The sequence below is a fragment of the Lyngbya sp. CCAP 1446/10 genome, from assembly GCF_026130175.1.
Lineage (GTDB): Bacteria > Cyanobacteriota > Cyanobacteriia > Cyanobacteriales > Microcoleaceae > Microcoleus.
Map to the genome: position 1 here is coordinate 19,670 of NZ_JAIGNI010000157.1, position 15,106 is coordinate 34,775.

15 protein-coding genes and 2 pseudogenes are annotated in these 15,106 nt (G+C 44.5%); 8 read left to right on the plus strand and 9 right to left on the minus strand.

What is annotated here, in order from left to right:
• Positions 1-160: 160 nt before the first annotated feature.
• From K4039_RS29130 to K4039_RS29150, 5 genes are all read right to left on the minus strand, one after another.
• Entirely contained in the window at positions 161-1,090 is a 930-nt protein-coding gene (locus tag K4039_RS29130; RefSeq protein WP_265240007.1) for a phosphoribulokinase, read from the minus strand.
• 181 nt (positions 1,091-1,271) lie between these two features.
• Positions 1,272-1,406, minus strand: coding sequence for a hypothetical protein (locus K4039_RS29135; protein WP_265240008.1), 135 nt, complete (start codon positions 1,404-1,406; stop codon positions 1,272-1,274).
• A gap of 139 nt (positions 1,407-1,545) precedes the next feature.
• On the minus strand, positions 1,546-1,827 hold the full coding sequence (locus K4039_RS29140; RefSeq protein WP_265240065.1) for a putative quinol monooxygenase: 282 nt from the start codon (positions 1,825-1,827) through the stop codon (positions 1,546-1,548).
• Between the two features lie 35 nt (positions 1,828-1,862).
• On the minus strand, positions 1,863-2,147 hold the full coding sequence (locus tag K4039_RS29145; RefSeq protein WP_265240009.1) for a hypothetical protein: 285 nt from the start codon (positions 2,145-2,147) through the stop codon (positions 1,863-1,865).
• Entirely contained in the window at positions 2,137-2,433 is a 297-nt protein-coding gene (locus K4039_RS29150; protein WP_265240010.1) for a BrnT family toxin, read from the minus strand. Before K4039_RS29150 ends, K4039_RS29145 begins: the two co-directional genes overlap by 11 nt.
• Before the next feature lie 191 nt (positions 2,434-2,624).
• Here K4039_RS29150 and K4039_RS29155 point away from each other — a divergent pair, with 191 nt between their 5' ends.
• Entirely contained in the window at positions 2,625-3,305 is a 681-nt protein-coding gene (locus K4039_RS29155; protein WP_375339850.1) for a diacylglycerol/polyprenol kinase family protein, read from the plus strand.
• 189 nt (positions 3,306-3,494) lie between these two features.
• Here the strand turns inward: K4039_RS29155 and K4039_RS29160 are convergent, their stop codons facing one another.
• The gene (locus tag K4039_RS29160) at positions 3,495-3,665 is read right to left on the minus strand and encodes an isochorismate synthase (protein ID WP_375339849.1); all 171 of its coding nucleotides are present in this window, start codon (positions 3,663-3,665) and stop codon (positions 3,495-3,497) included.
• 511 nt (positions 3,666-4,176) lie between these two features.
• Between K4039_RS29160 and K4039_RS29165 the strand changes: the two genes are divergently transcribed.
• From K4039_RS29165 to K4039_RS29175, 3 genes are all read left to right on the plus strand, one after another.
• Complete coding sequence (locus K4039_RS29165) at positions 4,177-5,580, plus strand: nicotinate phosphoribosyltransferase (RefSeq protein WP_265240012.1); 1,404 nt, start codon at positions 4,177-4,179, stop codon at positions 5,578-5,580.
• 232 nt (positions 5,581-5,812) lie between these two features.
• The gene (locus tag K4039_RS29170) at positions 5,813-6,412 is read left to right on the plus strand and encodes a nicotinate-nucleotide adenylyltransferase (protein ID WP_265240013.1); all 600 of its coding nucleotides are present in this window, start codon (positions 5,813-5,815) and stop codon (positions 6,410-6,412) included.
• The gene (locus K4039_RS29175; RefSeq protein WP_265240014.1) at positions 6,373-7,122 is read left to right on the plus strand and encodes an NUDIX hydrolase; all 750 of its coding nucleotides are present in this window, start codon (positions 6,373-6,375) and stop codon (positions 7,120-7,122) included. Before K4039_RS29170 ends, K4039_RS29175 begins: the two co-directional genes overlap by 40 nt.
• Positions 7,123-7,283: 161 nt before the next feature.
• Here K4039_RS29175 and K4039_RS29180 read toward each other — a convergent pair whose 3' ends face one another.
• On the minus strand, positions 7,284-8,510 hold the full coding sequence (locus K4039_RS29180; protein ID WP_265240015.1) for a transposase: 1,227 nt from the start codon (positions 8,508-8,510) through the stop codon (positions 7,284-7,286).
• Positions 8,511-8,714: 204 nt separating this feature from the next.
• On the opposite strand from K4039_RS29180, the gene K4039_RS29185 reads away from it, so the two are divergent.
• From K4039_RS29185 to crn3, 4 genes are all read left to right on the plus strand, one after another.
• Positions 8,715-9,008 carry an isochorismate lyase gene (locus K4039_RS29185; RefSeq protein WP_265240016.1) on the plus strand — a complete coding sequence of 98 codons (294 nt, stop codon included), beginning with the start codon at positions 8,715-8,717 and terminating at the stop codon, positions 9,006-9,008.
• A gap of 94 nt (positions 9,009-9,102) precedes the next feature.
• Positions 9,103-10,914: an NAD+ synthase gene (locus K4039_RS29190; RefSeq protein WP_265240017.1), complete on the plus strand. Its 1,812-nt coding sequence runs from the start codon at positions 9,103-9,105 to the stop codon at positions 10,912-10,914.
• A gap of 144 nt (positions 10,915-11,058) precedes the next feature.
• Complete coding sequence (locus tag K4039_RS29195; protein WP_265240018.1) at positions 11,059-11,994, plus strand: DUF192 domain-containing protein; 936 nt, start codon at positions 11,059-11,061, stop codon at positions 11,992-11,994.
• A gap of 59 nt (positions 11,995-12,053) precedes the next feature.
• Complete coding sequence (gene crn3, locus K4039_RS29200; RefSeq protein WP_265240019.1) at positions 12,054-12,383, plus strand: CRISPR-associated ring nuclease Crn3/Csx3; 330 nt, start codon at positions 12,054-12,056, stop codon at positions 12,381-12,383.
• 118 nt (positions 12,384-12,501) lie between these two features.
• Here crn3 and K4039_RS30060 read toward each other — a convergent pair.
• Both K4039_RS30060 and K4039_RS30065 read right to left on the minus strand, forming a co-directional pair.
• Positions 12,502-13,362, minus strand: a pseudogene (locus K4039_RS30060) (sensor histidine kinase); the annotation flags it as partial.
• A 33-nt stretch (positions 13,363-13,395) separates the two neighbouring features.
• Positions 13,396-14,901 (minus strand): annotated as a pseudogene (locus K4039_RS30065) (GAF domain-containing protein); the annotation flags it as partial.
• Between the last annotated feature and the right edge of the window lie 205 nt (positions 14,902-15,106).

Below are 15,106 nucleotides of genomic sequence, written 5' to 3' on the forward strand. Positions count from 1 at the left end.
TGATAAATCAATAGTTTGTAGGGTGCGTCAGGGCAGAATGTTTTGAATATAAATTAATAATTTCCCCTCTGACGCACCCTACAATAACTACATAAATAATCCAACTCTTGTGGGGTGGGCTTCTAGCCCGCCCGAATATGCAATTTAAATGCAGTACAGCTTAATACAGATGAATTGCCTTCATCATATGATATGAAACTAGCAACTGCGTCAAAGCTAGCGGGTAACTTTCCAAAACTTCGCCAGTTGTGCCGATCAGTTTGCCAATTTCGGGATTGCCTTCGGTAGAACAAAATCCCCGCAGGTGCGGCATTTCGTTGCACAAAATCTTTTCCAGTTCGTTTACTTGTTCGTTAGTAGCGTGGGAGTCTACTTCCAAAACGTCAACCGGTTTGCCCATATCCCGATCGAGTCCCAGGCGAATTGCAGGTTGAAAACTATCGCTGCCTCGACCTAAAATCTCAGTAAAATCCGGGTGAGGAATTGTCGGCCTGAGCACTAAACGGACGCTTAAATTTGATTCTTTGTCCGCTTCTGCCGGGTAAAAACTAACTACAACGTCGGCAAATTTGCGCTGGGGGCGAATATAATCTTCTGAATCCGATTCCCGCTTTTTCATTTCCGCCAGCACCTGTTCTTCAGTATAACCGCGCTTCATGATATCGCGCTTAACTTTCCACTGAGTTCGCAACTCTTCTGGGGGAGCGAGATACACTTTTACATCGTAAGAATCGCGGATTGCACGAGTTGAATAACCCAGTAAACCTTCAACTATTACAAATTTGCTGGGCTTAATGTATTCCGGCGCATCGAATGTACCTGAGTGGTGGTTGTAAATGGGTTTGAGAATAGCTTGTCCGGTGCGTAGCAGGCTGAGGTGCTGCTGCATGATGTCGAGGTAATTGCAGTCGGGATGCAGTGCTGTGATCCCGATTTCTGCCCGCTGCTTTCTGTCGTAGCGGTGATAGTCGTCTGTACAAATCACAGTGACATTTTCTGGCCCCAATACTTGGGCAATTCCCCGCGTCAGGGTGGTTTTGCCCGCTGCGCTGTCTCCGACAATACCGAGAATGATTGGTCGATCGCTCATTGTTTTTACCCCGACGGACAATAGCAAATTTTTGGTGAATCCTAAATCTTATCAAAATAGTGTTCGTTGCGATCGCTAATCGCATAGTTTGACTTGATCCCCCCCGGAGTCTCCCCAATGTGTAAAATTATTGTATTATTTCTTAATAAAATGCGGCATCGGAGACTCAGAGAGCATCTGATCAAAAAATCACGCCCATTTCTCGATCGCCCACAATGTCGATCGCACTTTTAAATCCGGCTATACTCAGAATCTCGGAAAAATCAGCCCCGCCAACTGTCCCAGTAGTCCATGAGTGTAGTACAAATTGCAGCATCGGTGGGAGGGATATTTTTGTTTGTAAAGATTCCGATCTGAGATTGGGGAATTAAAGAAAGCATGAAAAAGTTACTCTTAATGGGCAGATATATAGCCTTTCTCATCTTTCGCTCGAAAGGCTATATACAATATGTATTTCACAATACTCCTGAGTCTAATTGGTCTAAATATATAAATTCAGGAGCTTTGACTCCCGCTTCCTCTCTAATTTTAACCAATGCAGGTGACTCAAAGAACGCCCTGGCATCTGTTGTTGATGTCCAGGCGGAAAAATGAACAATTTTGTTAGGTTCACTGTCATACTTCAAAACCTGATAGGAGCGCTCGCCAGCTTCTTTTCGGATGGTTGCAGCATTGTCAAATACCTTTTTCCAACCTTCATAATTTGCGACTTCATGAATAATTAAGACATACTGCATAGCAATCAAACCTATTTTTCTCTAATTTTAAATATTCACTGCTGAGTAACTTCGCTGAGTGCTTCATGAATGACTTCATCACTCACACCGTGACGCTTCAAACTGGCAATCAAGGCAGAAACTGTATCACCTTCTAGACGTTCCAGATCCGATCGCAGTCCTTGTCCAATATAAGCACGTACCAAGGGCTGATAACCAGAAAAACCCAGCAATGGCGCTACTCGTTTCAAATCTTCAATCACATCTTCGGGCATCCGAATGGTGATACTTGTCATGGGACGATTTCTATCTAGCCGCTTTTTCAATGCCTCAATTTTCATAGTATTCGCGTTCCTTGCGCGTGGCTTTACGAGCCGAAATTATCCGAATGATGTCGTTTTCACGCTCAATGTAGACGACATACAAAAGATTCCAACGTCTGTCCAAACCAATGACAGCATCTCGCTCTTCATCGTTGCGACTTGCATCAACCACCACTAGGAGCGGATCGAAGAAGGCTTCTGCGGCTTGCTGAAATGTTACGCCGTCATGATTTCTGGGATTGATCCGAGCTTTCTCCTCATTCCAAACGAAGGCTACACCATTGAGTACGAAATACACATCCATAGCTTATAGTGTAACCAAGATGTATTTACATTGTCAATACGTTTTTCGGTGAATCGACTTAAAAAAGCACCAATTTTTGCTCCCTAAATCGCGATCACCCTCTCCGGCCGAAATGGATTGAATCTCCACTAAAGTAGTAAACAGTGCCCGATCGCAATTTTTCCTAAATTATCGTGTCTATATTATCTGAAATGCCGACTGTGTGGTTACAACTTTCCCTCGTGGGAGCCTGGTTGGGCGTGATTTTGCTGGTAGCTGAGGGGTTAAACCGCTTTACTTCCGTCGATGCTGAGGTATCGCGGAAGGTGGTTCACATCGGTACTGGGAACGTGATTTTGCTGGCTTGGTGGCTGGAAATACCCGGCTGGGTGGGGATTTCGGCAGGGGTTTTAGCAGGTGCGATCGCCCTAATTTCTTACCAAGTTCCGATTTTGCCCAGTCTTAACAGTATCAACCGCAAGAGTTTCGGGACTTTTTTCTATGCTGTTAGTATCAGCGTTCTCGTAGCTTGGTTTTGGCCACTGCAACATCAAGAATACGCAGCTTTGGGCATTTTAGTGATGGCTTGGGGCGATGGATTGGCCGCTGTCATTGGCAAAAAATACGGCAAACATCTTTATCGAGTTTGGGGAATCCAGAAGAGTTGGGAAGGTTCTGCAACTATGTATTTGGTGAGTTTTGCTGTTAGTAGTTTGATTTTGCTGACGGTGCAAGGCAATGTTTGGCAAACTTGGGCGGTGTCGGCTGTTGTGGCTTTGGTTGCTGCTACTTTGGAGTCGGTTTCTAAGTTGGGAATTGACAATTTGACTGTGCCAATTGGCAGTGCGGCGATCGCCTTTTTCCTCAATCAATTTTGGGTAATTGGTTCCTAGTGAGGACTTGAGTTCTGATAAAACTCAAAACACCAACGCCACCAATACCTGCTTTTCACGGCAAAATCCCAGCTAAACTTTGTTTAACTGGGAAAAATTGAATATATTTAAAAGTAGTCGAAAAACTTGCCGCTGTTGCTTGAGGCAAATGTCTTTGCTTACCTCGCTAGAAACTACCCGATCGCCCAATCATGGGTCTTTTTTAGAGCCTTTGGGTGGCGTACCTTCAAAAGGCTGAACTCCTGTATTGGGATAATCGTCATCGTTCCGTTTAAAAATCCTCATCGCACCTTCGGAAACGTAACGCATCGCATCTGCCAAAGATTTAGAAAGATTCATCACATCTGCCTCTCTTGTCATTGCTTCTGATACTTCTTAGATTACTATTAATTTCGGTTTTTTGGTTCCTTTAGCAATATTTGTTTGAATTACTTATTAGTCCGCAACATCGAAGCAACCTGAAGCTTTTAGGAATTGCGAAGCTTGGGCGATCGACCTGATAGATTTCTGCTTGAATATTGTAGGGTGCACCGAGACGCATCGGCCGTTCTTGTAGCAATACTTCTTTTCAACAGTTGACAGTTACCTCGGACGATCGCCCTCAAACAAAAAAAATGCTTTCCACAAAACTCCAAATGCACCCGCGCGCCTCTAAATCAACACGATCGCGCGCTGCACACCCTACAAACTCAAATTCGCTGTTTTTATTAAAAATACCATAATCTTAATCCGCAAATTAACCTAAAACCCTCTGTGCAAGAGCGTTGTTAAGAAAAACGCAATATGGTATCAGCAATCTTTATCAAAAATTTACAAAAAGATATGGTATTTATCACTATAATTAAATAAATAAGTTTGTCCGGGGTTTTTCATGAAAACTGCGACAGAAAGCCTGCACCTCACAGGTTTTGAGGAAATTTTAGAAGACGGGGAACTGACGGTTTCCTCAGCAGATTACAGCCTTTTGACCGATCTCTACCAGCTCACGATGACGGCTTGTTACGTCGGAGAAGGGCTCGACGATCGCCTTGCGAGTTTTGAATTGTTCGCGCGGAGGCTACCAGAGGGTTTTGGTTATGCGATCGCGATGGGTTTGGCTCAAGCGATCGACTATCTAGAAAAATTTCGGTTCTCCGAGGCGCAAATTCAGGCTTTGCAGTCCACCGGAATTTTTGCCGGGGCACCGGAGCGATTTTGGACTCTACTCGCCACAGCCCGCTTTACTGGCGATGTTTGGGCGGTTCCAGAGGGGACGGCGGTATTTGCCAATCAGCCTCTATTGCGAATTGAGGCTCCTCTGTGGCAGGCTCAGTTAGTAGAAACTTATTTGCTGAATGCGATCAATTATCAAACTTTGATCGCGACGCGGGCTGCGCGGCTGCGGGATGCGGCGGGCCCTGACGCTAAGTTGCTGGAATTTGGGACGCGCAGGGCTTTTGGGCCGCAAGCTGCTGTGTGGGCGGCGAGGGCTGCTCTGGCTGCTGGGTTCGATGGTACTTCTAATGTTTTGGCTGCTTTGAAGTTGGGCCGCCAGCCTGTTGGTACGATCGCCCATGCTTTAGTAATGGCTGTGTCGGCTCTCGAAGGCAGCGAAGAGGAGGCGTTTGCAGCATTTCACCGCTATTTTCCGGGCGCACCGCTACTGATTGATACTTACGATACTGTGGCTGCGGCGCGGATGTTGGCCGATCGAGTAAACAGCGGTGAAATACCGTTGCAAGGTGTGCGGCTGGATTCGGGGGATTTGGTAAAATTGTCGCGGGAAGTGCGATCGATCCTGCCGGGCGTGCCGATTATTGCTAGTGGCGATTTGGACGAACACGAAATTGCTAAATTAAAAAGTGCGGGCGCTTGCATTGACGGTTACGGTTTAGGAACAAAGTTGGTCAGCGGTTCGCCTGTGAACGGTGTTTATAAGTTGGTGGAAATTGACGGAATTCCGGTGATGAAGGAGGCAAGCGGCAAGGTAACATATCCAGGGAAAAAGCAAATTTTTAGAACAGTTAAAGATGGAGAAATTGTCAGCGATTGTTTGGGACTAACAGGGGGGGGGAATTATAATTCAGCGGCTTACATACCATTAATAAGATTAGTTGTCAAAGATGGCAAACGAGTGCAGAAACCGGAAAGTTTGGACGAGATTGCCAAACGAACTGCTGCTTCTGTCGCCAGTCTCCCGGCAGAAACTCGCCAACTAAATAACCCGATTTCGCCACCGATGGAAATTTCTACAGATTTGCAAACTCTCACTCAAAAAACCAGAAAGAGTCATTAGTCATCAGTAATTAGTCATTGGTTATAATTTAAAACTGAAATTATAACTGGTTCCCAGGCTCTAGCCTGGGAACCCCGATCCACAGGCTCTGCCTCGCTTAGGAAAAGGTCGGCAGAGCCTCCAGATCTGCATTACCAGGCGGTCGCCTGGTAACGAGTAAATCCTCTTCCTTCTAGGTAGAGGTCGCTGTCAACTGTCAACTGTCAACTGTCAACTGAATGAACGATTCCCTATGCAGAAAATTGCCTTATTTGGAACCAGTGCCGATCCGCCGACAGCAGGACACAAAACAATCCTGAGTTGGCTTTCTCAGCATTTTGATTGGGTAGCAGTTTGGGCATCGGACAATCCTTTCAAGTCGCACCAGACATCCCTCGAACATCGATCGGCAATGCTGCTGTTAATCATTCAAGAAATTAATTCGCCGAGACACAATCTTTGCCTACATCCAGAACTCAGCAGTCCGAGGACGCTAGAAACTGTGGAACAAGCAAGATTGCAGTGGCCGGATGCAGAGTTGACGATGGTAATAGGTTCGGACTTGGTGGGACAACTGCCTCGCTGGTACAAATTTGAACAGTTATTAAAAGAAGTGGAGTTGCTGATTGTACCGCGGCCTGGTTATCCGTCAGAACAGTTAGATTTGTGGCAGTTAAGGCGGCTGGGTGCAGAAGTGGCGATCGCATCTTTGAACGCTCCTGATGTTTCTTCAACTTCCTATCGTGAAACAGGAGACACCGAAGCCCTAACTCCAACTATCGAGGATTACATTAATCGGGAGCATTTGTACGCATGGCACGAGGCACAAAAAAGAGCGAAAGTTGCTCATTAGCTGATTTTAAAGTAGGAGTAGATAATGTAATTTTCTCCGTCGATACCGTGCAAAACCGCTTGTTGGTGCTGTTGGTAATGCGGCAAGACGAACCGTTTATAGATTCTTGGAGTCTTCCCGGTACTTTGGTGCGACACGGAGAGTCTCTGGAAAATGCAGCTTACCGCATTTTGTCTGAGAAAATCAGGGTCAAAAATTTGTATTTAGAGCAATTGTATACTTTTGGAGAACCAGGGCGCGATCCCAGAGAATTCACCAGGGGCGATCGCTATCTTTCGGTAAGTTATTTTGCTTTGGTGCGATTTGAGGAAGCTGAATTGATTGCTGGGAGTGTCGTTGCGGGTGTCGGCCACCGCGTCGCCGGCATTGCTTGGTATCCCGTACAACAAGTTCCGAAGCTAGCATTCGATCACAATCAAATTCTCGAATACGGATATCGGCGACTGCGTAACAAACTTGAATACAGCCCGGTAGCTTTTGAAGTTTTGCCGGAGCTTTTTACCTTGAGCGATCTGTATCAATTGTATACGACTATTTTGGGGGAAAATTTTTCGGATTATTCTAATTTTCGAGCTCGATTGTTGAAATTGGGTTTTTTGTGCGATACCCGTGTTAAGGTTTCGCGAGGTGCGGGCCGCCCTGCTAGTTTGTACCGCTTTGATGCGGCTGCTTTTGCTCCCTTCAAAAATAAGCCATTGGTGTTTATCTAGCTGTTCATTGGATGACTCCGCCTAAAAATTGAATCCATCGACGGCTTAGGGTCGATCGCAAATTTTAGGCGCTAGTTCAATCTCTCAGATTAATCGGTGGAGTAAATCTCAAATCTAAAAATGGAAAATTGACTGACATTCAGGGATCAATTTATTGACACTCAAGCGGGAATCAACGCCACGCTCGATTCTTGATTCATAGAATCGACTTGCAGATGCAGAATTACTTCAACATCGGTAGCGGTCAACTCTCCACAAGCGTTCGGAGTATTGCTACCCCAAGTTCCGGTATGCCCTACCGTACTTAATCCCCGACTTAGGATGTTCCTAGCTGCGTTATGATCTCTGTCTAAAACACATCCACATCTACAAGCGTGGGTTCGTGTTGATAGACTTTTCTTAACAATCGTTCCGCAGCTAGAGCATTCTTGGCTTGTTCCGTTGGCTGTCACGGCAATCGTAATTCTTCCGAATACTTTGCCGAAATATTCCACCCAAACTCGGAACATATACCAAGATGCGTCGTTAATTGATTTCGCTAGACAGTGATTCTTCACCATGTTTTTAATCCTCAAATTTTCGTAGGCTACACAGTCGTTAGACTGGATTACGCATCTTGCTAATTTCACAGCAAAATCTTTACGTTGTCTACTTATTTTGAGGTGGCGTTTTCCTAGAGTCGCTCTAGCTCTTTTCCTGTTATTGGAACCTTTGACGCGCTTTGACACTCGTCTCTGGGACTTCTTTAATCTACGCTCTCCCTTGCGGAGAAATCGTGGATTTTCTACGGCAATACCATTGGAATCGGTGTAAAATTCTTTCAATCCCACGTCTAATCCAATGGCGTTACCAGTTATTTCTACGGCTTCGGAACGGTCAACTTGAATGCAGAATTGGACGTAATACCCGTCTGCACGTTTTACTAGCCGTACTCGTTTAATTTGAGTAGGTTGGTAGAAGTGCAAGTCGCGCGTCCCCTTTAGTTTCAGTTTCCCAATTCCTTGTTTGTCGGTGAAGGTGATAGATTTCCGATCTGATGCCAATTTCCAACCGCTAGTTTTATATTCAACTGAGCGGTTATCTTTTTGGAATTGCGGAAATCCTTTTTTACCGGGAACCTTCTTTTTACAGTTGTCGTAGAATCGGGAGATTGCAGACCACGATCTTTCTGCACTCGCCTGTCGAGCCATGCTGTTCAATTCATCACAAAACGGAAATTCTTTTGCTAATACTGCACAATATTTACTTAGATCGTTTTTGTCAATCTTTTCGCCATCCATCCACAATCGAATTGCTTTGTTTCGGATAAATTGTACTGTTCGTATAGCTTGATAGACAGCATCAAACTGCTGTCGCTTTCCGTATGTTTTAAATTCAAAAACTAGCATGACTTCGACCTCATCACGATATATTTACAATAACAAAATTGGTATAAAGCAAATACAATCTGTTACAATAGTTCACAAGAAAGACTGAAGGGGACTGAAGTCCCTCGCCTCGCTTTCATCGAGGGAACTAAAGTCACGCTCGCTTGGAGCATTCCGCTAGTTTTCTTGTAGTATGAGAAAAGAAGCTATTAAGGAGTGCCGGCAATGAAAGACCCTGATGAATGCGCTAATATTCACGAAGTTCGGGAGGAAATTGATATCATCGATCGAGAAGTGATAGAGGCTTTGAGCAAGAGATTTCAATACGTCATCGCAGCAGCAAGGTTCAAAACGAGTGAAGCGAGCGTTAGAGCGCCCGATCGCTTTCATGCTATGTTACAGCAGCGACGCGAGTGGGCCAGTGAATCGGGTTTGAATCCTGATGTGGTTGAAAATATTTACCGCCATTTGGTCAATCATTTTATTGAGGAAGAGTTAAAACATTACAAATCCGAGTAATGAGTAATGTTTCCCGACATTCAAGTCTAGGTATATAGGAAATTAAGTCCGCATCGGCGGACTGCTAGCAAGACTTATTAGGTGAATTGGTGATATGAAAATTGCGATCGCACAACTAAACCCTACTATTGGTGATATTTTTGGCAACTCCAACCTAATTCTGGAGGCTGCGAAACAAGCGCAGGTTGAGGGCGCAAACTTATTGCTAACAACGGAACTTTCCCTGATCGGTTATCCGCCGCGCGATTTGTTGATGAACCCGAGTTTCATCGCAGCCGCAGGCGCACATTTGCTGCAACTGGCGCAAGCTTTGCCACCGGATTTGGCAGTCATTGTCGGGACTGCCTTACCTAATGCTGATGCTGTAAAACTCGGCGAAAAATTATTGTTCAACAGTGCTGTTTTGTTGCAAAATGGCGCAGTCCAACAAGTTTTTAATAAACGCTTGTTACCTACCTATGATGTATTTGATGAAGATAGATATTTTGAACCTGGAAAAAACAGTAATTATTTCACTATTGGTAAACTCAAAATTGGTGTGACAATTTGTGAGGATTTGTGGAACAATGAGGAGTTTTGGGGTAAACGCAGTTACGCGGGTGATCCTATTTCCGATTTGGCAAAATTGGGCGTGGATTTAGTGGTGAATTTGTCGGCATCGCCTTATTCTGTCGGGAAGCGGGGAGTGCGATCGGCGATGTTGCAGCACAGTGTCATTCGTTCAGGGATACCGATTGTTTATGCTAATCAGGTCGGGGGAAATGATGATATTATTTTTGATGGTAGCAGTTTTGCGGTGAATCGTCAGGGTAATTTGATTCTGGTATTGGCTTCTTTTTCAACGGATTTTGCTGTACTGGAATATGATGAGAATAGACAAGATTTGATGGGCAGCGGGAACGGGCAAGATGCCCGTTCCACAAGTGATTTTGGAGGGGAATGTGAAGCACAAAAAGCAGGTTTGATTAGCACTGGTGGGAACGGGCAAGATGCCCATTCCACAACAGAAACTGGTTTAAGTTTTGAACCGCCATTCGGGGATGCGGAAATTTGGGCGGCTTTGGTTTTGGGAGTGCGAGATTATGTTCGCAAGTGCGGTTTTTCTAAGGTTGTACTTGGTTTGAGTGGCGGGATAGATTCGGCTTTGGTGGCGGCGATCGCTAGTTGCGCGATCGGGCCCGAAAATGTGCTGGGGGTGCTGATGCCTTCTCCTTACAGTTCGGATCATTCGGTTAATGATGCTTTGGAATTAGCCCGAAATCTCGGTATTGCGATCGAACTATTGCCGATCGCCGATTTGATGAAAACTTACGATCGCACTTTCGCCGATTTGTTTGTCAATACCACTTTCGGGATTGCCGAGGAAAATATTCAATCGCGAATTCGTGGCAATCTGTTGATGGCAATTTCTAACAAGTTCGGACATTTGCTGCTTTCCACTGGCAATAAGTCGGAAATGTCGGTGGGTTACTGCACTCTCTACGGCGACATGAATGGCGGCTTGGCAGTCATTTCTGATGTTCCAAAGACTCGCGTTTATTCGCTTTGTCGGTGGCTGAATTCTGACAGCGGGATTGGGGGAAATGCTGTTCAGTTGGGAGAAGAGATGATTCCAGTTAATATTATCAATAAAGCGCCGAGTGCTGAACTGAAACCGGGGCAAGTTGACCAAGATTCTTTGCCTGGTTATGATGTTTTGGATGACATCTTGCAGCGGTTGATCGAACATCACGAATCTACCCAACAAATTATCGCGGCGGGACACGATGCAGCGGTGGTTAAGCGTGTAGTAAAATTAGTCACGCAATCGGAGTTTAAACGGCGACAAGCAGCGCCCGGTTTGAAAATTAGCGATCGAGCTTTTGGTACCGGTTGGCGGATGCCGATCGCCAAAGCTTCCTTTTAAGTAGGTGGTTATAAATAAACATTACATGGGAGAGGGCGGGTTTTGAATAAAATTATTGGTTGGGATGTTATAGATTGTGGCTTAACCCGCTGCTACCAGATATTATGTTTTTTGTGATGACTTGACTTACTTATTAAACGCAAAATGGTTAACATCGACGGTACTTTCGGCTTCGATTTTCTCCTGGGAACTCCCGGAAACGATACGATGAGAGGATTTGCGGGGAATGACACAATTCAAGGTTTGGCGGGGAATGACCTAATTTTTGGCGATCGCGACAATGACTTACTGGCCGGAAACGAAGGCGCCGATACCCTGTTTGGAGGGCAAGGAAGCGATACAATCTATGGAGGACAAGGTGAAGATGCGATTAATGGCGATCGGGGTAACGATTTGCTAATCGGCGACGAAGGCAAAGATATCTTGACAGGAGGCGCGGGCGATGATTTATTTGTAATTGATCAAACCTCCGTCGTATCTACTGTTACTGAAGCCGATATAATTACAGATTTTGGCAACGGAAATGATAAAATTGTCTTGACAGATGGCATCAAGTTTAGCGATTTAAATATTTCTGTTTTTGAGAACCAAACTCTGATACAAAATAAAAATTCTGGTAACTATTTAGGAGTAGTTTCAGGAAGATTTAATTTGACTGAATCAAACTTTATCTCAATGTTTGGTGGGATGGATATGGGTCAAATTTTGCCAGTTTCTGTGAATACTATTTTGGGCGCGGGCGCGGGCGGGATCGGACTAGAAGTAGCGCAAACTCCCCAAGAACAAGCAATTGGCTTAATGTTTCGGACAGAATTGCCCGATGACAGGGGAATGCTTTTCCCGATCGCCCCCCCGCGCAATGTGCGTTTCTGGATGAAAAACGTGCAAATCGAGCTCGATATGATTTTTCTGCGGGAAGGCATCGTGCAGGCGATAATTTCCAACGTACCGCCCTGTTTCAGCGACACCTGTCCCAGCTACGGCCCCGATTTTCCCGTTGACGGAGTGATCGAGCTCAAAGGCGGTAGGGCGGCCCAATTGGGATTGAAAATTGGCGATCGGATTCCCAATTTACCCTAAAAAGTATAGGATTTTAAGTAAATCCACCTAATTAAACGTAAAATACAGATAGCTCAAAAATGAACCCTATTGAATTAACAATAATCTCCAATCAAACTCAAGACGGTTTAGCTTACCAACATTTACGATTACGAATTACAACTCAAGACGGTATCATCACACCCGAAGATTTACAAGGTTTAAAAATCCCTGAAAATGCTCAATTCAGCCAAGGAATTGTCATCGAAGGTAGAGGAGCAATTTGGTTGTACGGGTATTTAGTGCACGAATGCCATCCTGCCGCTTGGGTTGGATGTTACGATCCGCGATTAGAAGGTGCGGTGGTGGTAGCGACGCACAAGCACGAAGTTTCGGTTGGACAAATAATAAAATTGAATTTACCAAGTTAGTAAATTAGATATTGTTGGGCAAGTTACTATATGTAGGGTGCGCAGTGCGCACCTTACAGCTATATGTAGGATGTCAAACTACTTTTTATCTAAGTCCTAATTTAATTTTAATTATAATTTATCCTCTGACTGGCAAAACGATCGCAAACTCAGTCCCTACTCCTGGCTCGGCATTCACCTCGATAGTTCCACCATGTTTTTCTACCACAATCTGATGGGCAATTGCCAACCCCAATCCCGTTCCTTTCCCGACAGCTTTCGTCGTGAACAAATGGTCGAATATCTGCTTTTTCACTTCTTCTGACATCCCAGTTCCGTTATCAGTAATTGTAACTTTAATGTAATCTTCCCCCATTACATCAGTGGAAATGCTGATGCGGTTGGGCTTGACGGAAATTTCGTTAAAACTGCGTCCTAGATTTGATTCTTCTAAGGCATCGATCGCATTAGCAAGCAAGTTCATAAAAACTTGATTCAATTGACCGGGAAAACATTCGATTTTAGGGAGATTGCCGTATTTAGCGATCGCTTCAATCTGCGGACGGTGTTCATTAGCTTTGAGGCGGTGTTTCAAAATTAAAATAGCGCTATCAATGCCATCGTGAATATTAAAAGAAACTTTGTAGTCTTTGTCGCCCCTGGAGAAGGTGCGGAGGCTAGTGCTAATGCTGGAAATGCGATCGCACCCGACTTGCATGGAATCAATCATCTTCGGTAAATCTGCTAACAGATAATCGATATCTATCTCTTCCGCGTGGTCGGCAATTTCCGATTTCGGTGCATCGGAGCGATACAAATTCAAGTGTTCCATAACATCCTCGAAACATCTTTTAGCTTCGTTCAAATTTCCAGCAATAAACCCAATCGGATTGTTTATTTCGTGGGCGACTCCGGCGACCAAATTACCCAAAGCCGACATTTTCTCGCTTTGTACGATTTGTAATTGTGCTTGCTGTAAATCTTTTAAAGTTCGTTCTAGGCATTGATTTTGCTCTTGCAAAAGCTCATTTGAGCGCTTGCGATCTGTGGCATCAACACCCAAACCAATAATTCCGATCGTCTCGTCATCGTAATTTTTCAACGGCACTTTTGTGACTTCTAAATAGTGTTGTTTTCCGTCAACCAATGTGAGAGTTTCGCTGGAGTAATGGGGCGAATCTTGGGCAAGGCAGGCGGCATCTGAAACCAGGCAGTTCGCTGCATTTTCCCCCAGTATATCTTTGTAATGCTCGACAGCTAGGAAAGCGCTCAGAGGCACGCCCACATCTTGACAAAATGTCTTGTTGAAAAATTGTACTTTACCCTTGGGATTAACCATCCAAATCCAAATCGGAGCGACATCAAGAATCGCTTGCAGCATTTGTTTCTGCTCGGCAAGCTGAGCTTCGGCTCGACTGAATTTTGTTAGCAATCGCTCTAATTTTTGGCTGTAATCCTGAGATTTTTGATATAGCAGAGCATTTTGCAAACTGATGGCTGCTTGGAAACATAGGAGATTCAGCCGTTGCAGACGATCGCGGGTAAAAACTCTTGCGGTTAACCGATTTTCTAGATACAAAATGCCGATTAATTTACCTTGATCGAGAATCGGCCAACACAACAAGCTTTGTGGTTGGTATTTGAGGATGTAGGAATCGGAATCCCAATCAATTTTTTGAGCGATGTCCCGCAAAATCACAGGTTTCAACAATTTTTCAACACAATCAACAATTTTTAGGGGCAGGATATCACTATTTTCATCGAGTGTTGCGGATGATAAGTCGATCGCCCGATCGACACCCAAATTATCGATCGCCCTTGCAGAAGCAATTTCCCATTGATTACCCTTTTGCAAAATCAGCACTCCTTTGTCAACGCCTGTATTTTTGATCGCCAGTTGTATCAGTTTGGCAATTAGTTGATCCAGATCTCTTTCACTAGAAAGCGCTTGACAAGCTTTTAGCAGAGTTGAAAAATTCCCGAAATCTGAGACTGTCGCCGACACAGACGGATTAATTAATGAAGGTACAGATTGATTTTGTTTGACAGGTATTGCGAAAGTTGCTAATGAATCTGTAGCGAGTTTTGCGGGCTGCCCGATCGGTGACAACAATTGAGAATAGGCTTTTTCTAAGTCGTCAATTTTGCCTCGATCTCCCCAGCGGACATAACAATTATAGGCGTCTATCATGTAGACTCTGGCAATTTTTTCTCTTCCCAATGACAGGTAAAACTTAGCAGCTAGTTCGCAAGCAAGAGCTTCTTCATTCAAATATTCGTTAGCGTTAGCTCCAGCAATAGCTCTATCGTAAAATTCCATTGCTTCTATAGTCTTCCCCAAAACACGGAGCCATTCTGCCTCAACCAAATCGAACTTGTGCTGGTGATCGATCGGGGTATGGTGCGCACATTCTTTGAGTTTTTCCTGACTTGTCTCAACGCGCTCAAGGATTTTTTGGCGCTCCATCGGTGTGGCACCGGCATAGATTTCCAAATCTGCCAACGCATCGTAAAAGTTGTGCATCATAGTTACTAGCATTGCAACACAATTATCCAAATAAATTTTATTTGTATCCCCCTCTCGAACTGTTTCGGATTGCGGCTGGAATATATTGCCAATCCGTCGCCTATTTTTGATACATTTTATCCCGATTTATCTGGTTAATTACTATAAATAAAATTCCCTAAATAGGAAGGTTTCATATATTGGTAAATAACTGGCCTCCGTTCTAGTTGGTCGAGAA